Below are 25,512 nucleotides of genomic sequence, written 5' to 3'. Positions count from 1 at the left end.
ATAAATAACGATCGAAATAAGTATAAACGATCAATAATTAACGAATTCTAGTTTATAGCTAACGGATACTAGAAGCGACCAAATAAACCCTTAGTTCTCCCTTAATTTTGAGGTATAGAAATATAACAACCTAATATATATACCATGAAAAATCTAATTATTCTTTTAATCACATTAATCAGTTTTCAGTTTACAAACGCGCAAGAATTTACAGTAACCAGTAAATATAAAGTTGCAAATAGAATGGACACCAAGCAACAAGAATATGCTACAGCGCTGTTCGATATTGTAGCAACAGATGATGCTTCTATGAAAGTAGCAACTTTAAGCATTCTAGATCTTGATCTTTTTGAAGATGTTACTATTACATTATTAACCAATCCTAATCTGGATAACATTAATGAAATTATAAAAGTAGACATCAATTATAGCACATGTTGCTACCATGCCGAAACTCATTATTACATGATAACAGATACTAACGATTCTATTTCATTACCATATATAGAAAACGAATTTTGCGAGAATACAACAACAGAAGTTCAATATATATTCCCAGTACAAAAACTTGGTAAAGAAGCCATAATACTTAAAACAGAGGTCAGCTTTACAGAAAAACACACTATTAAAGATCTTAAAATTCTACAGAGTTTTGCGTGGAATGATGATGACTTTAACGACAACGAATCAGTAGCCTATTCAGGCATTGACAATAATTAATATTAATCTTTAAATTTATTCAAAATGAAAAATGTACAAAACAGTATCCTAGGATTATGCCTAGTAGCAATGTCAACCATGTTTGGCCAAACAGAACCACAAGTAAATTTCGCAACAGCAACACCAAGTACCACGGTAAGCAAAGTAACTTATGAATATTTACTTGCAGACCACGTTTACTTACGTGAAAATCCATCTATAAAGGGAAAGGCAGTAGCATTATTACCTATTGGAACCAAAATGGTTATAGAAGAAAAAAGTGAACGTGAAGATACCTTAGATGGTATTAAAAGCAACTGGTATCGCGTAAGTATTGGTAACGACTCTGGCTGGGTTTGGGGCGGTTTAATAGCTCAAAAAACCTTTGGGAGTGAAGCAAGCCACAACGTAAAATTTGCTTATGGCTTTGAAAGCGCTACCGTAAATGAAGCAGGCGAAATTGAACAAAAACATCAATTACGAGCTTTTAAAAACGGTGTTCAAATAGATAAAATTGTTTTCAACGGACATCAATCTAAAGCTTTAGGAATGAAAAATATTGGAAACAAAGGGTTGTTTAATGTTGAAGATATTATCGCTCTTGATATTCCTGCTACCGAAGGAAATGAAAATAAAGGCAAAATGTACATTTTTTGGAATAACGGAAAATTTACAAACGTAGCCAGTTTAATAGATCACTGCGATACATCTTACAGTAAAACAGAATCCTTCGTTTTTCCATCGGATATGGAAGGCGTAAAAAGCAGATTGGTTTTAGAGACTTTTATTACAGATTTTAAAACAATAGCTAAAAATGAAACCGCTAAGGAAGATAAAAAACTAATTATTAGTGAGTATAAATGGAATGGATACAAATTAGTTAAAGTTGAGGATACGCCAGAAAGCACGGAAGATTTAGTAGCTAGTGAGCATTTAAATCCTATTAATTTCTAAAAAAGTATTAATGAAACTATATCCAATATTAATCTTTTTAATTCTAATATTAGGCTGCAAGAAGCCGTTTTCGCAAACACCGGAAACGGCACTTGCTTTGCCTATAGAATTTACAGAACAGACAGAATCTATTGTTTTTATTGCAGGCTTTGATGAAGGTGACAACACGTATTACACCAATGCAAAACACTATTTTGAAGCACAAGATATACAGGTTGTAGATCATTTATTTTCAATAGAAGAAATCATTAGCTTTCTTAATAAAACTGCTGGTAAAACATACGATAAAATTCACATTGTAAGCCATAGTAATCCTTGGTTAGGCATGTCTTTAAAAACAACAAGAAAAGGTGAACGTATTACGGTAGAAACCTTATCTGAATTCAAAAATGATATTCCGATTTTAAAATCGGGTGTTAATAATACCACGCAAATTGTTTTTCATTCTTGTGGTTTAGGAGAGAATAAAGTGCTTTTACAGGCATTAAAACAAGTCTTTACAACAGTAGAATCACCAAAAATAATTGCGTCTTCATATTTTAATGTATTTGGAGGTAAATATGCAGGACACTATTTAGCAAAACCTTATTATGGTTATTATCCAACAGCCGAATCTCCAGGTCCAGCAGCACTTTCAAAAGATTTTAAAGCGAGCTATCCTGATGTAGAAATAGATTGGTTTACAGCATTAAAAACAAGAAAAGAAACAGGTTTAGGAGGTATTTATAGCTATAAATTTAATATTCCTGTAGAATGGGAGTTTACTTTTAATGATAAAGCAGAAATTCCAGAACTTATTGATAGAGACGCTATTATGGATTGGGTTTCCGAGTCTTCAGAAATGGCAACTATTTTATATCACCTAAATATTCCTATAGAAAAATACCGTTGGAAAAGTGAAATCCATGGCAACAAACTTCTTATTAAAGGAAAAACAACAGTGCTTTGTGTATTACAGCCCATTTTACAGAAAGATGATGCAACAGAATATAGAAACACAGCAATAAACGATACTAGTTTATACCAAACAATATAAAATACAATTCACTTTTAAAAATTATAAAAAAAATGGACCCAAAAAAAATATTTACAACCATATTAATATGGTTACCGTCAGTAATAATAACGTTATTTTTTATACCTAACGCTTTAGATAAAATATTGCATTCTAGTGAAATGAATAAAATTGTTTCAAATAATGCCATACTCATTATTACAGGTATATTTCTATTAATAGCAACTGCTTTATTTTTGTATAACAGAACGATTGTAATCGGAACCATACTTTTAGCATCTTACATGACGCTTATTGTCTTTATTCATATGTACAAAGGAAAACCGTATGAAGTTGCAATTCTAATTGTTATGGCTACCATATTTGCAGCATATATTAGAAGTCCGTTTACTTTTCAACAAAAACGAAATTATTAATTTGAATAAAATTGGAAACTAGAGAAGTATTTACCAATTCAGTTAAAAATGAATGAGGGTTTAATACCTAAATGGAAGAGAGTAAATCTAAAAAAAGTTTATATTTAACCGAAATTGCAACTCTTATCCAATATAACTTTTAACCTAATTATTGTAATTTAAAAAACGCTAGAAAACAAAACATCATTTGAGCAAAAAACACACTACATATTTTCTTTTATTCCTACTTTTTGTAAGCTCCATAATTAGCGCGCAAAACAGTCAATTACGATCGTATTCCATAGAAGATGGTTTACCACAATCTCAAGTATACGATATTGTTCAAGATGAAATTGGTTACTTATGGTTAGGCACACAAGGAGGCGGACTCTGTAATTTTGATGGCACCAATTTTTCTGTTTGGAACGAGAATGATGGACTGCTTTCCAATTATATTCATGCGTTATACACGAGTAATGATAGCCTATATATTGGAACAAATCTCGGATTATCCATTAAAGTAAAAAATAAATTTTCAAATTATAAATCTCCGCAAGTCAATCATTTTTATAAATCAGAAAACGGCCTTTATTTAGGCACAGCACAAGGTATTTACAGTTATTCTAATACTGAAAAACTAAAAAAACTAAGCATAAACACAGACATTGATTCCAGTATAGTAAATGCTATTGTTTTCGATGGTACGTTTTATTGGATAGCAACTAACACCGGACTTTGGAAAACAAATAAGCTGGAGGGCACGGGCATCCAAATAGAAAAAATTGAAGAAAACAATTTCAAATCTGTAGCTTATAATAACCATAAAATATTTGCAGCAACTTATAGAGATGGTATTTTAATACTAGATCCAAAAGGTAATGAAGCACCTATTTTATTACGAGAACCACTTGGTATTAATTCCATGGAAATTCATAATAAAAATGAATTATGGGTGGCAACAGATAATGATGGCATCACCATTATAGATACCCAAAATTATGCCGAAAAAAGAAACATAAACAAATCCAAAGGGCTTTCGGTTTCTCATATTAGAAAAACCTTTACCGATAGACAATCTAATATATGGATCGCCACATCTGGTGGTGGTTTTTATAAATATTTCCAAAATAATTTTCAACATTTCGATGCATCGTCGGGCTTAAAAGGCAATCGTATTTATGCTGTACATCATGCAAAAAATAGCCTTTGGATATCGAGTTCCGAAGCTGGTTTAACACAAATAGATACGCTAGGTATTCATCATATTCCTAAAATTAAAGGGTTTTCGAATATAAAAATAAAGACCATAACTAGTGACGATTATGGAAATATTTGGGCCGGATCCGACGGTAATGGTGTACTTTTAAGAACCACCAAAACAGTAGATAGTTTAGTTCCCGATTATAGCGATTCTTTAAACGTTGTTACAAAAGTATTCACCAAAACAGTAATTAAAAACAAGGTTCTAAATACCGAAAACGGATTTCCATTCGATTGGATTCGTAAGCTTGTTAAAGGCCAAAACACCATGTGGGCAGCAACTTATTCTAGTGGTATTATACAGTTTAATTACGATAATGAAAGGGATAGTTTAGTTATCAAAAAAAGATATGGTAAAAAATCTGGCATCACCGATTTATACATAAAAGACATCGCATTAGATAACCAAAACAGATTATGGTACGCCACACAAACAGGTCTTTTAGGTTATATTCAAGATGGCAAACAAACAGCTTTAGGAGCCGTTTTAAACCAGCAAACGGCTATAAGAACGTTGTTGTTTCATCAAGATAAATTGTTTCTAGGAACAGCCGGAAAAGGTATTTGGGTTTCAGAAATTAGCGATAACACTCCAATTTTTAAACCTTTAAAAGGAGCGAAAAAAATGTCTTCAGAAAATATATATCAATTAATATTTGATAATCAAGGTTATTTATGGGCAGGCACAGAACGCGGTGTAGATAAAATTCAATTAAACCAAGATAGTGATATTGAAGACATCTATCATTTTGGAAGAAACGATGGTTTTCTAGGTATAGAAACTTGTTTAAATGCCGTAGATAAAGATGAAAAAGGTCACCTTTGGTTTGGTGCGCTGTATGGCTTAACCGAATACATACCAAGTGCTGCTAGCAAAAGTACTTTAAAACCCGAAATCTATTTTAAAGATGTGCAAGTTGCTTATAAAAGTGTCGATACTATAAACCTAAAGGCTTGGACTAATACAAACAAAGTTCTAAACTTAACCCCAACCCAAACCCAATTAAGTTTTGCCTATAGAAGCGTGGATATCGACCACCCCAATCAAATAGAATATCGGTCTAAATTAAACCAAAACGCGTGGAGCCCGTGGACTAAAGAAAATAAACAGAATTTTGCTGGTTTGGCTTATGGAGCACATCAATTTTCTGTGCAATCTCGAAATTACAGATGGGAGGAAAGCGCACCCATAAAATTCAACTTTTTCATCGATACGCCTTTGTACAAAAAAGCAGCATTTCAATGGGCTGTAATAGGCTTTGCTCTATTGCTTTTATTAGTTTTAGGTTGGCTATACATTAGAAGAATAAGATTAAAAAACAAAGCTGATAAAGCACAATTGCAAATAAAAAACGATCTGCTTACTCTAGAGCATAAGGCGTTGCAATTGCAAATGAATCCACATTTTATCTTCAATGTTTTGAATGGTATAAAGGCCATGGCCATTAACAAACCAGATAAAATGAATGCCACAATAAATAGTTTTGCAACCTTACTTAGAGAAACGCTAAATAACTCCAGAAAAGACCAAATTACTTTAGGTCAAGAAATTAAAACCATACGCCATTATATTACTGTAGAGCAGTTAATGGCAGCCAAACCGTTTACGTTTACAATTACTAGTAACTGCGAACTCGATCCAGAAGAAATTCTTGTGCCACCCATGTTAATTCAGCCCTTTGTAGAAAACGCAATTCGCCATGGTATTTTAAAAGGTAACAAAGCAGGAGTGCTTCAAATTGAATTTAATACTACCGAACATTATTTGCATTGTACAGTAATCGATAATGGTATTGGTATTTTTAAATCTCAGGAAACAAAAATAAAAACAGACCACCAATCTATGGCGCTTACTGTTACAAAAGAGCGTTTAACATCCATTTCGGGCGAAAATGCACTGCAGATTACCGAAATTAAAAATGATGACGGTACTATTGGCGGAACAAATATTACCTTTAAAATTCCTTTATTAACAGATTATTAGAGAACCTATGCTTACAGCCATTATTGTAGAAGACATGATTGATGCTTTACAGCTTTTAAAAAGCGATTTAGAAACCAGGCATCCCGAAGTTGAAATTATTGCCACCGCACAAAGTGTTGTAGAAGCAGCAAAGGTTTTACGTAAGAAACAACCCGATATTCTATTTTTAGATATTATGTTAGGCGATGGAACTGGTTTTGATATTCTAGAGATTTTTCCAGATTTAAAATCGAAAATTATCTTTGTAACAGCCAGTGATGAGTTTGCTATTAGAGCCTTTAAATTTGCGGCTATAGATTATGTTTTAAAGCCGTACGCTTACGAGGAATTGGATTTGGCTGTAGATCGTGCTAAAAAGCAAATACAACCTAATAAGGAACGATTAACCATTTTAAAAGAAACACTTTCTGCTCCAGAACAAAAGCCAGATAAAATATCGTTACACACACTAGATAAAATTATTATTGTGAGTTTAGATGATATTATTCGTTGTGAATCTGATAGTAATAACACCATTTTTCATCTTCAAGACAAGCGTAAGGTGTTTGTAACTAAAACATTGAAGTATTTTGCAGATATGCTTAAAAGCTACAGTTTTATCAGAATTCACCAAAGTCACTTGGTTAATTTAGATTATGTTAGTGAATACATAAAATCTGATGGCGGTTATTTAATGCTGAAAAATGGCGAAAATGTTCCAGTTTCTGTTCGAAAGAAAACAGAGATTATTGAGATTTTAGATACGATGCATAGGTGAGTGAAGTGTTTTATTGTAGAAAAGTAAGACGTTTAATTCTAAAATTACTACCCTTTTAAGGTTTTAAATCTTTTAATAAAATAAATAATAAGACCCTATTATATTTTTTTTTGAATGTAATAATTTCCATTAAATAATAGTAGCAAAGTGAAATATGCATGGAATAGCTTCTTAATTAGATATTATATTTATATTTGTTTAAAACAATGTTATAAATGACTTTCGCAGGTAAAGGTAATAGAAGACCACAATTAGATATTAAAATAGAATTAATTGAAGTTGATAAAAAGAACCCTCGTTTAGTTCCCTATTTAGAAAAACCTGATGAGGCTTCTCAATTTGATTTAATATCAGTTTTATACGAAAATTTTGACACTGAGGCAGTTGCTATGTCTTTGGTGGAAAATGGATATTTTGATGAAGAGCCAATTATTGTTGTACCTAATAAAATACCTTCTGATTTTTCTTTTTCAAATTATACTAATCCTGATGATTTAGCTACTGCTATAAAAGGTTTAGTTGATAACGATGAAATTCGATTCACAGTAGTTGAAGGAAATAGAAGAACATCTGCAATAAAATTAATAACAGATTTCAGTTTAAGAAATAAATTAGGAATTGATAAGTTTTATCCAAAAACAGAAAATGGATCAATAATACAAGATATTTCGAATATACCTTGTATTATATATGAAAAAAGAGAAGATGTATCTTCTTATCTTGGAGTTAGACATATTGCTGGTTTACTAAAATGGGAAGCTTTTGCACAAGCAGCATATACAGCAAGTGTAATTGAGCAAGAACTTGAAAAAGGACTTTCTATTTCTGATTCAATTAAACAAGTCCAAAAAGTAGTAGGCGATAGATCTGATAAATTAAGAAAACAATACATTACTTATAAATTATTTTTAGAAGCTCGAGATAGTTTGGATTTTAATGTAAGACCAATCATCAATAAATTTTCACTATTAACAGTTGCTTATAATTCAGCCTCAATAAGAGAGTATTTAGGAGTAGAAGCTTACTCTAAAGTTGATTTAGATTCTGAATTAATTACTTCAGATAAATACGATAATTTTAAAAATGTTTTGACTTGGATTTATGGTAATATAAACACCAATGAACAACCAGTTTTAACAGATTCAAGAAAAATAACAAGTACATTAAGTCATATTGTAAAAAAGCAAGAAGCTGTTGATTTTTTAATTCAACATAAAGATATTGACGGAGCTTTTGATAGAACTAATGGAGAACGAGTTTATCTTTCTAAAAAATTAAACGATGCAAGTAAAGCAATGCAAACATCTTTACAATTTGCTTATAAGTATAAAAATGACGAAGAACTAATTAAACAAGTTTCTGAATTAGAAGAGTTAATTACAGTTTTAAAATCTAATCTGCTATAATAATGTCACAATATATTGGTTTTAAAACTGGTCGAGAAATTGAGTGGTTAGAATTAAATTTACTTAAAGATAAAAGACCATTAAGTAAATCATTAATTTGTAGTTTAAGTGGAGAAGACGAAACTATTGTTGATGAATGGATAAGTGTCTTAGAGTCAAGAGCTAATTTATATAAAAAACCTATTTATACTATTTCTAATAACAGGATAATTCCTAATTTTTCTTGGGATGAAATACCCGAATATTTTTTATGCTTATTCTATGCTTTCAATGGAGCTAATGATAATTCAGGTGGAACCAATTTATTTGAAAGAATATCAGGAGAAGCTTTAAAAAATTTTATAAATGGAGAAATATTTACTTTAGGTTTTCCTGTGGCAATGGGCTTTAATGATAATTTAAATGAAGTATCCAAACTTTGTAACGAAATGAGAGGAGAAAGAGCCGATTCAAACTATAAAGATGATGGTGTAGATGTTGTTGGCTATAAATCTTTTAATGACAATAGAGGTTCTAATTTATATGTTTTACTACAATGTGCAGCAGGTAAGCATTGGACAGCAAAAAAACCTATAATAATGAATAGATGGGATAGATATCTCTCATGGTATAGAGAAAATATTATTCAATCGATATCAACTGTTGATTATGTTGAAAAAAAGAAATGGGAAAAAAATGCTTCAACATTTGGAATGCTCCTTGATAGACTTAGAATCTATAATTTTTTATATGAAAAAGATGTAAATGAAGATTTAAGAAAAGATGTAAAAACTTGGTGTGAGACTAAATTAGCAACTGGAATATGAGATTTATAGATTTATTTGCTGGTTTAGGAGGATTTCATATAGCACTTGAAAGACTTGGACATGAGTGTGTTTTCGCTAGTGAAAAAAAAGAATATTTGGCTAAGTTATATGAAGAAAACTTTAATATTGGCGTAAACCGTGATATAACAAAAGTTGATATACCTAATATACCTGAATTTGATATTCTTTGTGCAGGATTCCCTTGCCAACCATTTTCCAAAGCTGGAGACCAAATGGGACTTGACGATGAAAAAAATGGAAATTTATTTGATAAATTAGTAGAAATCATTGATTATCACAAACCTGAATATTTTATTTTAGAAAATGTTAGGAATCTAAAAAGTCATGATGATTTTAATACATGGAAATACATTAAAGATAAGCTAGAGAACAAACTTGGATACATAATTGACGATAAAATTTTATCCCCACATAATTACGGAATCCCACAACATAGAGAAAGAATATTTATTATAGGTTCTAGAACTAATTTACAACATTTTAATTGGCCAGAACCATCAGAATCAACTGATTCAATATTAAATTTTTTAGATGTAAATCCATCTGATGCAACCAAACTTGAAGATGAAAAAATTTCAGTTATTAAATTGTGGCAGGAATTTATTGATAAAATTCCCTTAGAAGATAGTTTACCTGGTTTTCCTATTTGGAGTATGGAATTTGGAGCAACTTATCCTTTTGAATATGAAATACCATTTAGAACTTCTTCTATTGCTTTAGGTAAAAGTAAAGGGAAATTTGGTGTACCTCTCAAAGGTATGACTAGAGAAGAAAAATTTAATAATTTACCTAATTATGCAAAGAAAAATCAATTACATAAAAAAACAGGAAAACCTATTCCGTTTCCTAATTGGAAAAAACATTATATAAGAAGTAATAGAGCTTTTTATGAAAAGTATAAAGCAGAATTGCATCCAATTGTGAAAAAAATTAATGAATTAGGTGTATCTAGTTGGCAAAAATTTGAATGGAATGTCCAAGGGGGAGAGAGAGATTTATCTAAATATATAATACAATTTAGAGGTTCAGGTGTTAGAGTTAAAAAAACAGATTTCTTTCCTTCATTAGTTACTGTAAGTACACAAATACCAATTATTAGTTGGGAATATAGATATATAACTCCAACAGAAGGTGCTCGTATACAATCTTTAAACGGAATTAAATTACCTGAGAATCTAGGAAGTTGCTTTGGAGCTCTTGGTAATGCCGTTAATGCACATGTTGTTGAATTGATTGCTAGAGAGTTGATTGTTGCAGAAGATATTCATATCGATATAGTACCAAATAATAATATTAATAAAGAAGAAATAATTTCAATATAAATTGTGCTACCAAAATTTAAGTTTTTTTTGATAAAAAATGGTTGAGATTAATTTTGTACTAAAATGAATTGCCAGAAATAATTCTTAATTTTTTTTGATTTAAATATTAACTTGAGTAACTAACATAACTGTCGACATACAGGTAATTAGATAACAGCCTTCTCTATTTAACAACACCCTCCTGAACATTCTTACCCAATATTTTTATGACCTTCTTTTGTTGGATGAATACCTTCAGATTGATTTGAATACTCAATATCACTAACATTTTCCAATAAAAAAAAGAATTAAAAACAACCCATTCCCCAACCAAGTAATGTTCCATCACTTTCTGCGACCAAAGGCTGCATCAATCGTATAGTTTGTACTTTTGTAAATACAAATTATTTCAGCAATTATAGAAAGTCTACATGCAACAACAACATCATAAACTCAATATATTTAAGAGCGTAAATTTCAATAAAGGAATTTACGTTTCTTTGTTTCAATTAATACTTTTAGTTTCTGTTTTTACTCAGGTTACAGCAGGCGCACAGGTAAAAGACACGCGTTTACCCATCATTATTGATGCCGATACCGCCAATGAAGTCGACGATCTTTATGCTATAGTTAGAGCTATTAAAGAACCGAATTTTAATATTTTGGGGATTACTTCGGCACAATTTCATACATCGCCATTAGCAACCGAAAACACCGTACAAGAAAGCCAAGATATTAACGAAAAGATACTGAACTTAATGGGGAATTACAGCATTCCGTTACCACTGGGAAGCAATGTACCGATAACCAATAGTACAGAACCAGCGAGTTCTCCGGCATCAAACTTCATTGTTAAAATGGCGCATAAATTACCCGCTGGCGAAAAGTTGAACGTGGTTATTTTAGGATCGAGCACCAATGTGGCGAGTGCTATTTTAGAAGATCCATCGATTATAGACAAACTAAAAGTGCATTATCTTGGTTTTTGGCATACCGTGGAAACCAACGCGTATAATAAAAAGGAATTCAATACAGGCAACGACCCCAAAGCGGTGGATATTCTTCTAAATACTAAAGATCTCGATTTAAGTATCATGACGGCAACAACCAGCCAACACTTGGTGTTTACTAAAGCAGAAGTGGATGCGCAATTAAAAAACAAAGGCGGTATTGCCGATTATTTAATAAACCGATGGGACACGTACGAGCGTTGGTGGACCAAAGACGATCCGGAAAAGAAAAGCTGGATTATGTGGGATGTTGCTATTATTGAAGCACTCGCACATCCGGAATTATCGAAGATTGAAACCTTTTTAACGCCTCCAGAAAACACACCACGTTTAATAAACATCCATACCAAAATAGAGGTAGACCTTATGAAAACAGATTTCTGGCAAAGCTTAAATAAAAAATAACCTATGTATTTAGATGTTAATAGTTCCATTTTAGATTTTGAAATGTGTTTAAATACCATGGGGTTTTTAGTCCTAAAACAAGAACGTATTCTTTCTATAGAAAAACCGGGTGAGGGCAACATGAATGTGGTGCTTAGAATCCGTACCAATACGCGGTCGTTTATTGTAAAACAATCGCGTCCGTTTGTTCAGAAATATCAAGATATTACAGCACCTATTGAGCGTATCGATGTAGAATTTCAGTTTTACAAAGCGGTTACTAATAAGGTTATTGCGCCACATATTCCTAAAATACTGGCTTATAACGCAGATAATTATTTGCTTATTCTGGAAGATTTAGGCGACTGCAAAGATATGTCGTATCTCTATGAGGATAGAACGATGGACAGCTCGCAACTGCATGAACTTATAGACATTGCTGCGGAAATTCATAAATCTAAACCTACAGCATATCCTGAAAATATGGACTTGCGTTTGCTTAACCATCAGCACATATTTGTTTTGCCTTTTTTAAAGGATAGCGATTTTCATTTAGATACCATTCAAAACGGACTTCAGGAATTGGCTTTAATTTACAGACATGATGCCGCTTTAAAAACAGAGATTGCAAAGGTTGGCGAACAATACTTATCTAAAGGCGATACACTTTTGCATGGCGATTATTATCCTGGAAGTTGGATGACGAAGGAAAACCATACCTATGTCATTGATCCGGAATTCAGTTTTATGGGTTTTGCAGAATTTGATATTGGCGTTATGGCCGCACATACTATTATGATCACCATGAACATCGATTGTTTAGAAACCATAAAAAATAGATATCCTAAAACCTTGAACGCCAATTTGCTTGCCCAAGTTGCGGGAATAGAAATTATGCGCAGATTAATTGGTTTGGCGCAATTGCCTTTAAAAAGATCTATTGAAGAAAAAAAGTTGCTTTTAGAAATGGCACGAACGCTTATTTTGAAGTAGCAACACCAAGATTTTATTTTTTCAGTAAAAACATCAAATTTTGTCGTTCGCTGAGAATCGCGTATTTGAAAAAACTTTAGTCCTTGTACAGAATATTCAATTTATAAAATATTAAGAGATAATAACTTTTTCAGGAACTTATAATCTCTTAACAAAGTTAGTTAGCTTTTAGATTGGTTAGCCGTTTTTAAATTCATAAATTGGGGTAAAACCCTTAAAAATATGCTAGCACTATTTAATATATTGATTTTACAATTACCCATGGGAACGCCAAACCCCGACGACAACCAACCATTAGATTTATCGGATCCGTTTGAGTTGATTGTGTTTATTATTTTACCCGTTTTAGCAGTTTTCTTTTGTATACTTTGGAGAAAGAAACGTAAGGATAAAAAATAGTTTTAAATGATTAAAAAAAGTGGTTTATTATTTAAGAATTGGCTGTAAAACATCCCAAACATTCTTAGCCAATATTTTATGACCTTCTTTTGTAGGATGAATACCATCAGATTGATTTAAAGACTCAATACCGCCAACATCTTCTAATAAAAAAGGAACTAAATACAAGTTGTTTTCTTCAGCTAATGCAGGAAACATATTTTTAAATTCTGAGGTATAGTCTTGCCCCATATTAGGTGGTATTTGCATACCTGCTAAAACAATTTTAGTATCTGGGTATTTCTTTTTAACAGCATCAATAATAGCTTGTAAATTAGCTTTAGATTGATCTAAAGGCACACCGCGTAAACCATCATTAGCGCCTAATTCTAAAATAAAAATACTAGGCTCTTCATTTAAAACCCAATCAATTCTATTTTTTCCACCCGAAGTTGTTTCACCACTAATACCAGAATTCACAATAGTATAATCTAGCTGTAAAGAATCTATTTTACTTTGTATTAGGGCAGGAAAGGCATCGTTAACATCTTCTAAGCCATAGCCTGCGGTTAAACTATCTCCAAAAAAGATGATTTTCTTAGAATTACTATTTTCAGTGCTTTTGGTTTCGTTTTGAGTAGTAGTTTCATCTAAAGTGGTTGTGTCTTTAGAAGCATCAGATTTGCATGAGAACACGAATACAAGCACATAAAGACAACAAAATTTTAAGAAAACCTTTTGAATTCTATTGTTGCTATTTATTATCAATTGTCTATTTTTCAACATCAGTACGTTTTAGTGAAAATCTTAAATAAGAATAATGTCAAATATATTAAAGATTAATGATTTAGAGAAGACTTATACAAGTGGTTCTAAAAAATTAACAGTGATTAGTAATATCTCTTTTGAAGTAGAAAAAGGCAGCGTGTTTTCTATTGTTGGGCCTTCCGGAAGCGGAAAAACAACATTACTAGGTTTGTGTGCTGGTTTAGATTATCCAACTTCAGGAACTATAGAATTATGCGGAACGGCTTTGGAAGATTTAAATGAAGATGAACGTGCGGCATTACGAAACCAGGAAGTAGGTTTTATTTTTCAAAATTTTCAATTATTACCCACATTAACCGCTTTAGAAAATGTGATTGTGCCTTTAGAATTACAAGGTGAAAAGAATACGGCTAAATTTGGTATAGCCTTATTAGAAAAAGTAGGTTTGGGAGATCGTTTACATCATTATCCATCGCAATTATCTGGAGGAGAGCAACAACGTGTGGCTTTAGCACGTGCATTTTCTAACAAACCTTCTATTTTATTTGCCGACGAACCTACCGGGAATTTAGATGAAGAAACAGGCGAAAAGGTAATTCAATTACTTTTTGAATTGAACAAAGAAGCTGGTACCACTTTAGTCATTATTACACACGATTTAGATTTGGCAAACCGTACACAACAAATTTTAAGATTAAAAGGCGGAAAGATTATTTCTAACGAAAAAACAAGCACTATTTAATGAGCAATATCAATACAAAAGCAAATTTTCAATGGCTTTTAAAGATGGCTTGGCGCGACGGGAAAGCAAGCCTGTCTAGGTTAATGCTATTTATGGCATCGATTATATTGGGTATTGCTGCGGTGGTTTCTATTCAATTATTTAGTGATAATTTAAAACAAAACATAAAACAACAATCGAAAGCCTTAATGGGTGCCGATTTTATTATTGATAGCAAACAAGAACCTTCCGAAAAGGTAAAGCACATTATAGATTCTTTAGGCGCAGATGCTTCCGAAGTAAACTTTGTATCTATGGCTGCTTTTCCTAAAAATAACGGCACCAAATTAGTAAAAGTACGGGCAATAGAAGGCGAATTTCCTTTTTACGGAACCATTGCATCCACACCCGAAAATGCTGGTACAGATTATCAAAAATTAGGTGGTGCCTTGGTAGATGCTACCTTGTTATTACAATATAATATAACAGCTGGAGATTCTATAAAATTAGGCGAATTAACAATCCCGATTATAGGCGCTTTAAAATCCATTCCTGGAAGCACAGCCATTTCATCTTCTGTTGCTCCAACCGTTTTAATTCCTTTTCGATTTTTAGAACAAACCCAATTATTGCAAGCTGGCAGTAGAAAAGAATATCAATACTTTTTTAAGGATGCTGACGTTAATTTTGATGTTTTAAGTAAAAGTATAAACCCAATTCTTGAAGCTGAAAACGCTGATTTAGATACACATATTAGTACCAGTAAACGCTTAGGTCGTAAGTATGATAATGTAAGCCGATTTTTAAATTTAGTCGCTTTTATTGCGCTTTTGCTCGGTTGTATTGGTATTGCGAGTTCCGTACATATTTACATTAAAGAGAAACTTAAAAATGTGGCCGTTTTAAAATGTTTGGGTGCTTCTAGAAAACAGACTTTTTTAATTTACTTGATACAAATTATTAGCATTGGTTTTATTGGCGGGCTTATTGGTTCGGCTATTGGGACCGGATTACAATTTGCTTTCCCTTATATTTTACAAGGTTTTTTACCTTTTAGTGTTGAAATTTCAATTTCTGTTTTGCCTATTATTATGGGTGTAGCTTTAGGAGTGTTAATGTCGGTTTTATTTGCGTTATTACCTTTGTTAGGTACTTGGTATGTATCGCCCTTAGAGGTTTTAAGAGGATCGGAAGATAATTTACAGAAACCTAAAGCGGCTCGTATTGTGGTGTTGGTTGCTATTCTACTTTTTATATTTTTATTCTCGTTTTGGATTCTTAAAGACGCGCTTAATGGTTTGTTCTTTACGCTTGGTATTTTAATCACATTTGCTATTATGGCTGGTGTAGCCCATGTATTTATTAAGCTGATTAAAAAGTTTTTTCCGAGTTCTTGGGGCTATACGCAACGCCAAAGTTTACTTAATTTATTTAGACCAAATAACCAAACCATGGTACTTGTATTAGCTATTGGTTTAGGGACTTTTTTAATAAGTACGTTATATTTTACTAAAGATATTTTACTAGCCAAAACCTCAATTGAAAATAAAAAAAGTGATGCCAATATCATTTTAATGGATGTACAAAACAAACAAGAAACCGCGCTTTTAGACAGCTTTAAAAGTAAAGGATTAGAGGTGATTGATAATATCCCAATTATAACCATGCGCATGCAAAGTATTCGTGGTAAATCTGTAAATGAAATTCGCAAAGATTCGACTATTAAAATGCGTAAATGGGTTTTAAATAGAGAATTTAGAGTGACGTATAGAGAAGCACTAAATCAAACCGAAGAGTTGATAGAAGGAGCGTGGACAGGTAAAGCAGAGCAAGGTAAACCTATCTATATATCGATTACAGATAATATTGCCAAAGATGCGAATTTAAAAGTAGGCGATGCTGTTGTTTTTAATATTCAAGGTGTTTTAATGCCAACGATTATCGGTAGTATTCGTAAGGTAGACTGGAGCAGTATGAAAATAAATTTTTCGATTTTATTTCCAACTGGTGTGTTAGAAAATGCACCTAAATTTAATGTGATGACGACTTATGTGCCAAACAAAGAGGCTTCGGCAGATCTACAGAGAGATTTGGTGCAACAATTTCCTAATGTTACTATTTTAGATTTACGACAAGTTTTTACACTGGTTGAAGATATTTTGGGCAAAATTACTTGGGTCATTAATTTTATGGCATTTTTTAGTATTTTAACTGGTTTTATAGTGCTTATCGGTTCTGTTAGAAACAGTAAATACCAACGTATTAAAGAAAGTGTGTTGTTGAGAACTTTAGGAGCCAAAAGCAAGCAGATTTTGAAAATTACAGCCTTAGAATATGTTTATCTTGGTGTATTAGGAAGCTTAACAGGTATTTTGTTGTCTTTAATTGGTAGTCAATTATTAGCAACATTTTTGTTTAAAGAACCATTTGTACCATCGGTAATTCCGTTTCTTGTTTTTCTACCAAGCATTACTTTATTAGTGGTTGCTATTGGTTTAAGCAATATGAGATCTGTTTTGAAGAGTCCGCCTTTGGAAGTGTTGAGAAAGGAGGTTTAATTCTTTATAAAAGTAAACTACCGCCGTATTATTGCACTCTTTTTACAAAGCAACAACATGAGAGAAGCGGTAGAATACAAAAATTTATATTTAGTATTCCATTTTACTAAGAATCACTTTTAATTAGTTTTCTTAGTCAGAATAAAAATAATGCTTAATAAGATTTGAAAAATTATGTTTCGCTAAGTAGACTTTTAATGATGGCGAGCGGAGATTAAGTATCGACGGTTACTTAAAGGAAATTGATTATTTGAAGGTAATTTCTTTAATTATAAAATAAAATATGCTGTGAGATCTGATTGAAAAACACCCTTAGTCGATGGTTTAGCCCTGATAGCAGCGGCATCCTTTTTTGTGTTATTTGATAGCGCTAAACTTGCCTAAAGAAGTAAATGTTAAGATAAAGAACAACTTGTGGGTTGATAACAAAAAAGATATAGCGGATAGCAGGAAATAGCTTCTAAAAGATAGTGTTATTGTTGTTTTTCGCTTAAATATTTCCAGTAGCGTTTTGGGATATGTTGAATGTGGAGTTTCATGTTTTTTCTAGACTTTATATTTGTACTCTTAAAATAGTCTTGCCACAGTTGTTGAAACTCTAATTCAATAGGTGCGAAAAATTCTGTTGCTGTTTTAGAAGGATCGAAATTACGATCGAGTTCGAGACTAATAAGTTCAACGGACTCTAAATTGTAATAAATGCCATACTTTCTTCTTAAGTCGTAAATAAGCCATTTTTGATCTGCATAGCGTTTTTCGAAATGTCTTTTTATTAATGGTAAAACATTGAAATCGGGCTCTATATTTGCGAAATAAACACCGTCTTTTGTGAGCTTAAACCTTACGAAAGCTTCCATTCTGTGTTTTTCTCGGCTTACATTTTTAGTGAGTTTTGAAAGTTGTAAAATGTGAGGGTTTCCAAAATCTGAAGCGACGTTGTTTTTAGATCGAAATACGCATAAAATGGCTTGGTATATGGTGTTTTCTACGGTTGGTTTTTCGCTTAAAAAGGCATAGTAAAAACGTTGTAACTCATTGGCAGATATTTTCTTTTTTAAACCCGCCCAAACCCGGTTTGCTTTTTCTGGCTCGGTATTAACCAAGTCCCAACTCCCGAACATAGGCTCTTGAAAATGCTTTTCTTTCACGATAGAGACTGCTTTTAATTTCATCTCATACGCCATAAAAACACAAGTTAAAAACCCATCGAACGTGCCATCGTAAACTAAAGTTGTTTCCATAGTAATACTATCCAAATAGGTTTAATTGATTACTAAGCAGTGTTGTGTACTTGCTTTTAGAGTTTTGCAGTATTAGACCTTTAATTTTTTCTGGAGTGAGATCTCGTTTTTCAAATTGATTTGAAGCACAGACCATAAAATATTGCGCCCGATTAAATGCAACGCCAATAGATTTTAAATGATCCCAGTTAAGCTGCCTATAGCGCCTTGCATTTAGAATTTTAAAAACCGATTTCATGCCTAAACCAGGAATTCTAGCAAGCATACGCTTATCTGCTTTATTAATATCTACAGGAAATTCATGCATATTACGTAGTGCCCAACCCAATTTAGGATCAATATCTAAATCGAGACTTTGGTTTTGTTCGTTTAGAATTTCTTCAATATTAAAGCCGTAAAAACGTAGGAGCCAATCGGTTTGATACAACCTGTTTTCTCGCAACATAGGGACAGGTGTGCCAATTTGTGGTAACCGTGTATCGTAACTAATAGGTACATAACCAGAATAATAAACCCGTTTTAAATTAAAGTTTTTATAGAAATAATTGGATGTATACATGATTTGCATATCATTCTCACCACTTGCTCCAACAATCATTTGAGTGCTTTGCCCAGCAGGCGCATATTTGGGCGTGCTTCTTATTATTTTCTTTTCACTTTTGTATTGAATAATTTCATTTTTAACCTTTTCCATGGGTTTTATAAAATCGGCTCTATTTTTATCAGGCGCTAAAAGTTTAAGGCCTTTTTCGGTTGGAATTTCAATATTAACGCTTAATCTATCGGCGTATAAACCAGCTTCACGCATTAACTCATCGCTCGCTCCAGGAATAGATTTTAAATGAATATAGCCATTAAAATTCTCATCTAATCTTAATTTTTTAGCCACGGCCACTAAGCGTTCCATGGTGTAATCGGCACTTTTAAAAATACCAGAGCTTAAAAATAAGCCTTCAATATAATTACGACGATAAAAATTCATGGTTAAATCGACCACTTCCTGAACCTTAAAAGCAGCACGTTTAACATCGTTACTTTTACGTGTTACACAATAGGCACAGTCAAAAATACAATGGTTGGTTAGCAATATTTTTAATAAGGAAACACAGCGACCATCTTCTGTATAAGAATGACAAATTCCAGAAGCCGAGGCATCGCCTAATCCTTTATTTTTATTAGTTCTGTTACTCCCGCTAGAGGAGCAAGAAACATCATACTTTGCAGCATCTGCAAGGATATTTAGTTTTTCTTGTACACGTTGAAAAGACATGAAATGGGGTTTAATTTGAAGCCCAAAGATACAATCTAATCAAATATAAAATGAATAATTCTGATAAAAAACCTCATATTAGTTATAATTAATATCTCATTATATGATATATAAAAATTATTGATTAAATTCGTAGTCTCAAACCCATGATTTAATTATGAACCGCATTAAGGAAGTATTAGAACTAAAAGGCATTAAGCAAACTTGGCTCGCTACCAAGCTTAATAAAAGCTATAATATGGTGAATTCTTATGTTCAAAACAGAAGGCAGCCTAGTCTAGAAGTGCTTTATGACATAGCAAACCTCTTGCAAGTTGAGGCGAGAGAATTATTGGAAGCTAACCCATTGATAAAAAGAGAATCTAGCAACATGGATACTGTCGAAATTCCGTTAATTGGTTCTGTATCTTGCGGGTTACCTATTTATGCTGAAGAAAATATTGAAGCTAAAATTTCTATCTCAAAAAAATTGGTTAAAAATGTGAGTGATTATTTTCTTTTAAGAGCTTCTGGTGACTCCATGAATCAAAAAGGCATCACTAGCGGAGACTTGCTTTTAATAAAACAAAAGCAAACTGCTAGCCATGGTGATCTTGTGGTTGCTTTAATAGATGAGGATGCTACCGTAAAGGAGTTTATACATAACGGCGATACTATTGTGCTAAAACCACATTCTACAAACCCAAAACATCAACCTATAATTCTAACTACGGATTTTAGAATACAAGGTATTGTTGAAAAAGTAATAAAAATATAATAGGGAAGAGGCTTATTAAAAAAAAGCCTGTGCTACTAATTAGTTAAAAATCATTTTTGAGCATTAAAAACACTCATATAAAACTGAAATTTTATTTCCATTATAACTTAAATCAATATTAAAATAATTATAATCAATTACATATGCTCTTAATGCACGTTTTGTTTAATTATATTTATTTAAAATAAACAAAATGCAAATCTATGGAATTGATTAACGAAGCAATTGAGTTTGAAAACGCGAAAATGAGCAATATGTCTACTAGCGATAGAGTAGTGGCATCGAGAGAAGCAAAGCGTTTAATACTCGCCTTAAACGAAATTTACAAGAAGTCTAAAGATACTAGCGTAATGGATATCATGAAGCGCTTAACTGAAAAGAAGAAAAAAATTGAAAAACGTTTAAAAGGTAGACCGGAACCTGCTTTTTAAATTATGGAATTTAAAGTAACCGTTACAAAGTTAATACCCTATTGTAAAATTCTACAATAGGGTATTTTATATTTTCATAATTCATATAAATACGTTCAATTTGAAAATTCTACATACTACTTTAATTATTTTATCGGCAATCTCCTTTCTGTTTTATGGATACGGCTGTTTATTTTCTTATAAAATGAAGCAGGAGTTTTTACGTTTTCAATTGAGTGAAAAGCAAAGAAAAATAACGGGTATTTTACAAATATTAGCCGGTTTAGCCCTTCTATACAGTTTTGTAAATCCATTATTAGGGGTTATCGCGACGATGGGACTAACGATACAAATGTTATTAGGTTTTCTGGTAAGATTGAAAATTAAAGATCCATTTATACTAGCTTTACCTTCATTTGTCTTTATGATTTTTAACGGCTATTTATTTTTCTATTTTTTAAAAATTTATCTTTAATACTTTACACCAAAGCAACAATTAGGGATAAGGATAAAAATATAAATGCCGGTAAAGATTTTTTAATAGGATCACCTATTTTTATATGCATTATTATAGCGATAAGCATTAAAAATGCAATTCCAAATGCTGATGGTGCTGCTAACGAACTATAGAATATAGACGCCAAAAGACCTAAAGAAAATAGCAGTTTTAAACTTCCAACAACATACATTAGCCACTCTGGCAAACCATAGCTTTTAAATTCTTCCTTCATGCTACTAGCATTATTTCCTCTCCAGCTTGTAGATTTATTAATACGAAATAGCCAAACATTAATTATACTTAAGGCGATTCCAATTTTGATTATAATTATTAAATATTCCATGAAATTATTTTTAAGGTTAGATTTTTTTTTAGGTGATTAGATTATTCTGTTAAGTTTCTGAATTGGTTAAACTAGATTTTAAAGATTGCAATACATTTAAAGCAGCTAACTCACCAGACATCATTGCGGCATTTAACGAACCGTTTAATTGCGTGTCACCAGCTAGAAAAACACCACTCGTTTTTTCAATTTCGGAGATAGGCCTTTCATACTGTAATTCATCTAGTTTTGGCAATGCTTTTGGTATTACATAATGTTTTATAAGAGCATGTGCTTCTATACCGCAATACTGATGTAACTCTTGTTGAACTCGTGTTTTTAGAGCTTCAGAAGATAAATTATGCTCTTTTACAACAGTAACAGATAATAATTCTTTCGCACCTCTAGATTTTGATGAAATACTTGTGTGATAAAATATATTATTAATAAGTGCATCTTCTTTCGCTATAAGGCCAATTAGCGGCTTATTTATAATTCTAGTGCTTGTTTCAAAATACAGTGTGTCACAAGATTTCCATTGAGTCTCTTGCTTTTTTAGATTCACCAAAAGTGAGCTAGCATCAGTAGCAATTATGGTGTAATCGCTTTGTAATTCCGCTCCGTTTTCTAATAAAATTGTACCAGTATCTACAGACTTAACCTTTGTATTAAATTTAAATGTGGTCTGTTTTAAATTAGATTTTAATTGCATTGGTATAGCTTCAATACCGGCCTTAGGTAAGGTAGCAAAACCTTTACCAAACATTTTGTAGACAAACTCAAACATTCTACTAGATGTTCCTAGATTAGGCTCTAAAAATATACCACTAAAAAAAGGTTTAAAAAAGAGCGTTATTATGTCTTGAGAAAAACCAAAATCTATTAAATACTGAAGTGTTGTTTTTTCTGGTTTATAGAAAATTTCAGTAATAGAAGTTTTTCTCAGAAGACTATTCAATTTTAAAATTTTTAATTTATCTGAAAACGTTCCTATATCTGATAGCAAGGTTGGAAAAAGTAAGGATATTTCCCTTAAAGGATCTCCAATAGTTTTTCTGCTTCCATTATTAAAAATAGTAGCACCAGGAAGAAAATGCTGTAACTCTAAAGCTTCAAAATTTAAATATTTCTGGGCACTTGGATAGGCTGTGAGTAATACTTGAAATCCGCGATCTAATTGATAACCATCAACTATATCAGTTTTAACGCGTCCTCCAACACGATCTGTAGCTTCGATTATTACAGGTTTATAGCCATGGTTTTCTAGAACCTTTGATGCTATCAGGCCACTCACTCCAGCACCTATAATATGTATTTTACAATCTTGCTTGTTCATGTTTACTCGCGTTAAAAGGGGATAACATCTTCAAATTACATTTCTTTAATACGTTTCCGTAGATGCAAATTGAAGCACTCTGTCTATTTAATTTCCATACGTTTATGCTATAGATAAAAAGGAATTATAGCCATAATGGAAAAGCCCATATTTTTATATACTATGAAATCACAAGTAAATATAGTTAAAAAAGAAGTGTTTTGTTTAATTTTTTAAACATAATGTTAAACAAAATAAATTAGTCCTAAGTTTTTAATCCATAATCAACTGAGAAAAATAGGAGCGAGGTTAACTTATAATTATAAGATTTAACAATCCGTAGTTGAGCAGAAGTTGTTCAATTTTAAATTTAGAATATAATTTCTTTTTTACATTTTTTCCAAAAAGCAAAGAAAGAAGGGTAGTAGCCTTTTACATCAAACATCCAATCTCTTTGCTCCTCGACACCTTGATAATGTATATTCAAAGGATGCTCCTTGTAATATATGTTTTCTAAACGGTATAACATTGTAAGCTCACTAAATTCACCTACAAATGTTTGGATATTTTCTATGTTTTTTGAGAGACCAATTATAAAATCAATACTCTTTTGAGATACGGGATATGCTTCAAAATGTGAGGGCTCCAATAAGAGAATTCGATTGGCAGGTTTGTTGTTTTTCCAAACCGGATCTAAATTATAAAAATTATAAATTAGTGTTGGTAACTCCTCATTTATAATTATAGTTTTAGATTCTGGAAGCGGTGTTTTTAAATCTAATCGTTCTGAAAATGATAATACCTCAGGTATAGATAAGTTTTCAAAATCATTGTAAGATACATCTAGAAACGTATCCGTTTGCTCGGTATAACAAAAGTTATTAATATTTTCTTGATTGGCATAATACTTCTTATTACTATTTGCACCAGCAACCCATTGCCAACTTAACGCATTACTTGCCCAATCTGCATCTAATAAATGATAATACATCCATTTAGCGGGATGCAACCAATGATTTTGAGCAATGTTGCAAGAAATAGAAGCTATGTACATTCTTAAATGGTTATGGATATAGCCTGTGCTATTAAGTTGTTTAACACCATTATCTATAGCCTTAATACCTGTAGTTCCATCGACTAAATTTTTAGAAATGCCGTTTGTTATAACCGGAGTTTGAGTATGTTTTAAATCTTTATTTATAGCATCATCTTTAGAAATCCAAACATGCTGCCAGTAATCCCGCCATGCTAGTTCTTGAATAAATTTTAATATTGTATTTGGATTAAAACCACGTTTTAATAATTCTTGATACACAAATTTTGTAGAAATCACCCCACGAGAAATATAAGGCGATAAATAACTTACTGCACCGTCTATATAATTTCTAGATTTGCTTTAACCCACAGGATCCATGGTTGCTATTCTGTCTATTATAGCTTCAAATTCTGTTGGAAAACAAACTTTTGTATTGGCATTATTTCTCATTAAAATGACGTTTTTCCTAGTGAAAATATATTACGAAGATATAGAATGTTAAACTTTAATCCCGAAACAAAAAAAATTGAGCGAAATAGAGTTTATGTTATTACTAACTTAAAGTTTGGGCCTCAATATTTAAAAAAGTTCTATTTGAGTTCTTATATGTTTTACATGAAATCGCTAAAAAGAGTAAAAGATTTATATTAATTATGTGTTTTAAATACCTTCATAAATTTGTTAGAAAAAAGACAGCAATTAGAAGCGGTTAAAGATGTAGAAATAGATACCGTTACTGAAGCTCAAAAAAACTAGAACAGTTAACCACGCAATATGGAGTAGCTAGTATTTTTAACACATGCGACACCATTGAAGGAAGCACACATTCAACAGCACAAGTAGCCTACAAAGGCTCAGATATTCATTTAGAAGCAGATATTAATGCAGAAGCTACCTGTGATTTAGATCCGATAAAAGACCCTATAGATCCGTTAATTTTTGTTGAAAACTATACCATAGAAGAAGGATTAACATCTTACGAATTTAATGTAAGTATAACCATTCCAGATGATATTGATTCTGGTGATTACCATTGCTCATATTCTGTAACAGATACCACAGGTTGGCAAAGTATTACATCGATAGATATAAAAATTGTAGATTAAAGTTAAGGTCGTAATAGTTTTAGAAATCAATAAACATTATCCCAAGTAAAATAGTTTTTATTTTAAGAAGTGTGTAATTATTAAAGCTTCTTTTTTTATGTTTTTTTTAACAAAACAGCACACAAGTTAAAAACAGAATAGACATC

At 31.9% G+C, this 25,512-nt stretch carries 24 protein-coding genes and 1 pseudogene; 19 read left to right on the top strand and 6 right to left on the bottom strand.

Annotated elements, in window-relative coordinates; all coding sequences use genetic code 11:
- Positions 1–144: 144 nt before the first annotated feature.
- The 12 genes from GQR97_RS15825 (at position 145) to GQR97_RS15770 (ending at position 13,384) form a co-directional block, all read left to right on the top strand.
- A complete protein-coding gene (locus GQR97_RS15825; protein WP_158850145.1) occupies positions 145–720 on the top strand; it encodes a hypothetical protein in 576 nt (191 codons plus the stop codon).
- 24 nt (positions 721–744) lie between these two features.
- Positions 745–1,653, top strand: a complete 909-nt coding sequence (locus GQR97_RS15820; protein WP_158850143.1) for an SH3 domain-containing protein — start codon at positions 745–747, stop codon at positions 1,651–1,653.
- Between the two features lie 10 nt (positions 1,654–1,663).
- Positions 1,664–2,689, top strand: a complete 1,026-nt coding sequence (locus GQR97_RS15815) for a hypothetical protein (RefSeq protein WP_158850141.1) — start codon at positions 1,664–1,666, stop codon at positions 2,687–2,689.
- Positions 2,690–2,721: 32 nt separating this feature from the next.
- Complete coding sequence (locus GQR97_RS15810) at positions 2,722–3,084, top strand: hypothetical protein (protein ID WP_158850139.1); 363 nt, start codon at positions 2,722–2,724, stop codon at positions 3,082–3,084.
- A gap of 187 nt (positions 3,085–3,271) precedes the next feature.
- On the top strand, positions 3,272–6,307 hold the full coding sequence (locus GQR97_RS15805) for a two-component regulator propeller domain-containing protein (protein WP_158850137.1): 3,036 nt from the start codon (positions 3,272–3,274) through the stop codon (positions 6,305–6,307).
- Positions 6,308–6,314: 7 nt separating this feature from the next.
- Positions 6,315–7,064 (top strand): LytR/AlgR family response regulator transcription factor, encoded by a 750-nt coding sequence (locus GQR97_RS15800; RefSeq protein WP_074935884.1) that lies wholly within the window; start codon positions 6,315–6,317, stop codon positions 7,062–7,064.
- A gap of 215 nt (positions 7,065–7,279) precedes the next feature.
- On the top strand, positions 7,280–8,470 hold the full coding sequence (locus GQR97_RS15795) for a hypothetical protein (RefSeq protein WP_158850135.1): 1,191 nt from the start codon (positions 7,280–7,282) through the stop codon (positions 8,468–8,470).
- Positions 8,471–8,472: 2 nt separating this feature from the next.
- Complete coding sequence (locus tag GQR97_RS15790; protein ID WP_158850133.1) at positions 8,473–9,276, top strand: hypothetical protein; 804 nt, start codon at positions 8,473–8,475, stop codon at positions 9,274–9,276.
- Positions 9,273–10,619, top strand: a complete 1,347-nt coding sequence (locus GQR97_RS15785; RefSeq protein ID WP_158850131.1) for a DNA cytosine methyltransferase — start codon at positions 9,273–9,275, stop codon at positions 10,617–10,619. The genes GQR97_RS15790 and GQR97_RS15785 overlap by 4 nt, the downstream gene beginning before the upstream one ends.
- 410 nt (positions 10,620–11,029) lie before the next feature.
- The gene (locus tag GQR97_RS15780) at positions 11,030–12,013 is read left to right on the top strand and encodes a nucleoside hydrolase (RefSeq protein WP_158850129.1); all 984 of its coding nucleotides are present in this window, start codon (positions 11,030–11,032) and stop codon (positions 12,011–12,013) included.
- Between the two features lie 3 nt (positions 12,014–12,016).
- Positions 12,017–12,985: a phosphotransferase gene (locus tag GQR97_RS15775; protein ID WP_158850127.1), complete on the top strand. Its 969-nt coding sequence runs from the start codon at positions 12,017–12,019 to the stop codon at positions 12,983–12,985.
- Positions 12,986–13,207: 222 nt separating this feature from the next.
- Positions 13,208–13,384 (top strand): adenylosuccinate synthetase, encoded by a 177-nt coding sequence (locus GQR97_RS15770; protein WP_158850125.1) that lies wholly within the window; start codon positions 13,208–13,210, stop codon positions 13,382–13,384.
- A 27-nt stretch (positions 13,385–13,411) separates the two neighbouring features.
- Here the strand turns inward: GQR97_RS15770 and GQR97_RS15765 are convergent, their stop codons facing one another.
- A complete protein-coding gene (locus GQR97_RS15765; RefSeq protein ID WP_158850123.1) occupies positions 13,412–14,149 on the bottom strand; it encodes an arylesterase in 738 nt (245 codons plus the stop codon).
- Between the two features lie 34 nt (positions 14,150–14,183).
- On the opposite strand from GQR97_RS15765, the gene GQR97_RS15760 reads away from it, so the two are divergent.
- Both GQR97_RS15760 and GQR97_RS15755 read left to right on the top strand, forming a co-directional pair.
- Positions 14,184–14,873: an ABC transporter ATP-binding protein gene (locus GQR97_RS15760; protein WP_158850121.1), complete on the top strand. Its 690-nt coding sequence runs from the start codon at positions 14,184–14,186 to the stop codon at positions 14,871–14,873.
- A 44-nt stretch (positions 14,874–14,917) separates the two neighbouring features.
- Positions 14,918–17,410, top strand: a complete 2,493-nt coding sequence (locus tag GQR97_RS15755; RefSeq protein ID WP_158851861.1) for an FtsX-like permease family protein — start codon at positions 14,918–14,920, stop codon at positions 17,408–17,410.
- 473 nt (positions 17,411–17,883) lie between these two features.
- Here GQR97_RS15755 and GQR97_RS15750 read toward each other — a convergent pair whose 3' ends face one another.
- Positions 17,884–18,651, bottom strand: a complete 768-nt coding sequence (locus GQR97_RS15750; protein ID WP_158850119.1) for a TIGR03915 family putative DNA repair protein — start codon at positions 18,649–18,651, stop codon at positions 17,884–17,886.
- 7 nt (positions 18,652–18,658) lie between these two features.
- Positions 18,659–19,921: a putative DNA modification/repair radical SAM protein gene (locus GQR97_RS15745; RefSeq protein ID WP_158850117.1), complete on the bottom strand. Its 1,263-nt coding sequence runs from the start codon at positions 19,919–19,921 to the stop codon at positions 18,659–18,661.
- 157 nt (positions 19,922–20,078) lie between these two features.
- Between GQR97_RS15745 and GQR97_RS19825 the strand changes: the two are divergent.
- From GQR97_RS19825 to GQR97_RS15730, 4 genes and pseudogenes are all read left to right on the top strand, one after another.
- Positions 20,079–20,261: pseudogene (locus GQR97_RS19825) on the top strand (helix-turn-helix domain-containing protein); the annotation flags it as partial.
- Positions 20,262–20,291: 30 nt separating this feature from the next.
- The gene (lexA, locus tag GQR97_RS19820) at positions 20,292–20,678 is read left to right on the top strand and encodes a transcriptional repressor LexA (RefSeq protein WP_233267655.1); all 387 of its coding nucleotides are present in this window, start codon (positions 20,292–20,294) and stop codon (positions 20,676–20,678) included.
- Positions 20,679–20,881: 203 nt separating this feature from the next.
- Positions 20,882–21,109, top strand: a complete 228-nt coding sequence (locus GQR97_RS15735; protein WP_042495083.1) for a hypothetical protein — start codon at positions 20,882–20,884, stop codon at positions 21,107–21,109.
- A gap of 100 nt (positions 21,110–21,209) precedes the next feature.
- A complete protein-coding gene (locus GQR97_RS15730; protein WP_158850113.1) occupies positions 21,210–21,563 on the top strand; it encodes a DoxX family protein in 354 nt (117 codons plus the stop codon).
- Between the two features lie 4 nt (positions 21,564–21,567).
- Here the strand turns inward: GQR97_RS15730 and GQR97_RS15725 are convergent, their stop codons facing one another.
- From GQR97_RS15725 to GQR97_RS15715, 3 genes are all read right to left on the bottom strand, one after another.
- The gene (locus GQR97_RS15725; protein ID WP_158850111.1) at positions 21,568–21,930 is read right to left on the bottom strand and encodes a DoxX family protein; all 363 of its coding nucleotides are present in this window, start codon (positions 21,928–21,930) and stop codon (positions 21,568–21,570) included.
- Between the two features lie 49 nt (positions 21,931–21,979).
- Positions 21,980–23,245: an NAD(P)/FAD-dependent oxidoreductase gene (locus GQR97_RS15720; protein ID WP_158850109.1), complete on the bottom strand. Its 1,266-nt coding sequence runs from the start codon at positions 23,243–23,245 to the stop codon at positions 21,980–21,982.
- 349 nt (positions 23,246–23,594) lie between these two features.
- Complete coding sequence (locus GQR97_RS15715) at positions 23,595–24,557, bottom strand: FAD-binding domain-containing protein (RefSeq protein WP_233267555.1); 963 nt, start codon at positions 24,555–24,557, stop codon at positions 23,595–23,597.
- Between the two features lie 491 nt (positions 24,558–25,048).
- On the opposite strand from GQR97_RS15715, the gene GQR97_RS15710 reads away from it, so the two are divergent.
- On the top strand, positions 25,049–25,366 hold the full coding sequence (locus GQR97_RS15710) for a DUF4625 domain-containing protein (protein WP_158851859.1): 318 nt from the start codon (positions 25,049–25,051) through the stop codon (positions 25,364–25,366).
- Positions 25,367–25,512: the final 146 nt, after the last annotated feature.

It is taken from the genome of Algibacter sp. L1A34 (assembly GCF_009796805.1).
Classification (GTDB): domain Bacteria; phylum Bacteroidota; class Bacteroidia; order Flavobacteriales; family Flavobacteriaceae; genus Algibacter.
Note: the sequence above shows the minus strand (reverse complement) of the source record. Positions and strands in the feature narration are given on the sequence as shown.

What these genes read in the sequence shown, in the direction of transcription:
- GQR97_RS15825 (WP_158850145.1), top strand. Translation starts at nt 145, where the DNA reads ATGAAAAATCTAATTATTCTTTTAATCACATTAATCAGTTTTCAGTTT.
- GQR97_RS15820 (WP_158850143.1), top strand. Translation starts at nt 745, where the DNA reads ATGAAAAATGTACAAAACAGTATCCTAGGATTATGCCTAGTAGCAATG.
- GQR97_RS15815 (WP_158850141.1), top strand. Translation starts at nt 1,664, where the DNA reads ATGAAACTATATCCAATATTAATCTTTTTAATTCTAATATTAGGCTGC.
- GQR97_RS15810 (WP_158850139.1), top strand. Translation starts at nt 2,722, where the DNA reads ATGGACCCAAAAAAAATATTTACAACCATATTAATATGGTTACCGTCA.
- GQR97_RS15800 (WP_074935884.1), top strand. Translation starts at nt 6,315, where the DNA reads ATGCTTACAGCCATTATTGTAGAAGACATGATTGATGCTTTACAGCTT.
- GQR97_RS15795 (WP_158850135.1), top strand. Translation starts at nt 7,280, where the DNA reads ATGACTTTCGCAGGTAAAGGTAATAGAAGACCACAATTAGATATTAAA.
- GQR97_RS15790 (WP_158850133.1), top strand. Translation starts at nt 8,473, where the DNA reads ATGTCACAATATATTGGTTTTAAAACTGGTCGAGAAATTGAGTGGTTA.
- GQR97_RS15785 (WP_158850131.1), top strand. Translation starts at nt 9,273, where the DNA reads ATGAGATTTATAGATTTATTTGCTGGTTTAGGAGGATTTCATATAGCA.
- GQR97_RS15780 (WP_158850129.1), top strand. Translation starts at nt 11,030, where the DNA reads ATGCAACAACAACATCATAAACTCAATATATTTAAGAGCGTAAATTTC.
- GQR97_RS15775 (WP_158850127.1), top strand. Translation starts at nt 12,017, where the DNA reads ATGTATTTAGATGTTAATAGTTCCATTTTAGATTTTGAAATGTGTTTA.
- GQR97_RS15770 (WP_158850125.1), top strand. Translation starts at nt 13,208, where the DNA reads ATGCTAGCACTATTTAATATATTGATTTTACAATTACCCATGGGAACG.
- GQR97_RS15765 (WP_158850123.1), bottom strand. Translation starts at nt 14,149, where the DNA reads ATGTTGAAAAATAGACAATTGATAATAAATAGCAACAATAGAATTCAA.
- GQR97_RS15760 (WP_158850121.1), top strand. Translation starts at nt 14,184, where the DNA reads ATGTCAAATATATTAAAGATTAATGATTTAGAGAAGACTTATACAAGT.
- GQR97_RS15755 (WP_158851861.1), top strand. Translation starts at nt 14,918, where the DNA reads ATGGCTTGGCGCGACGGGAAAGCAAGCCTGTCTAGGTTAATGCTATTT.
- GQR97_RS15750 (WP_158850119.1), bottom strand. Translation starts at nt 18,651, where the DNA reads ATGGAAACAACTTTAGTTTACGATGGCACGTTCGATGGGTTTTTAACT.
- GQR97_RS15745 (WP_158850117.1), bottom strand. Translation starts at nt 19,921, where the DNA reads ATGTCTTTTCAACGTGTACAAGAAAAACTAAATATCCTTGCAGATGCT.
- lexA (WP_233267655.1), top strand. Translation starts at nt 20,292, where the DNA reads ATGGATACTGTCGAAATTCCGTTAATTGGTTCTGTATCTTGCGGGTTA.
- GQR97_RS15735 (WP_042495083.1), top strand. Translation starts at nt 20,882, where the DNA reads ATGGAATTGATTAACGAAGCAATTGAGTTTGAAAACGCGAAAATGAGC.
- GQR97_RS15725 (WP_158850111.1), bottom strand. Translation starts at nt 21,930, where the DNA reads ATGGAATATTTAATAATTATAATCAAAATTGGAATCGCCTTAAGTATA.
- GQR97_RS15720 (WP_158850109.1), bottom strand. Translation starts at nt 23,245, where the DNA reads ATGAACAAGCAAGATTGTAAAATACATATTATAGGTGCTGGAGTGAGT.